Raw genomic sequence first — 308 nt, 5'->3', positions numbered from 1 at the left:
GATTATTACTCTGGATGACAACTACGACCCACAGACTTTGCTAACAGAAATAAAGAATCGCATTGATGCGGTGAATAATTTGCCTGCGGATGCAGAGCGGCCTGTGGTGAGTTTAAGCAAGCGGAAACGGGAAGTTATTAGTGTCGCGGTGTCTGGCGATTTATCGGAACGGGAAATTCGCCAACAGGCACAGCATGTACGTGATCAATTGCTTGATATTGAAGGGATTACCCAGGTTGAATTAGACGGTGTGCGTGATTATGAAATTAGCATTGAAGTTAACGAGCGGGTATTACAGAAGTATGGAC

The 308-nt window shown here is 44.8% G+C and carries 1 protein-coding gene; it reads left to right on the top strand.

The genetic code is table 11. The annotated features are described in order from the left end of the window. Positions 1-308, top strand: a 308-nt coding sequence (locus A3766_RS09320) for an efflux RND transporter permease subunit (RefSeq protein ID WP_156508819.1), incomplete at both ends; no start/stop codon positions are given.

The organism is Oleiphilus sp. HI0132, from assembly GCF_001635845.1.
The sequence above is the reverse complement of the archived record's forward strand: the minus strand, read 5'-3'. Positions and strand labels throughout refer to the sequence as shown.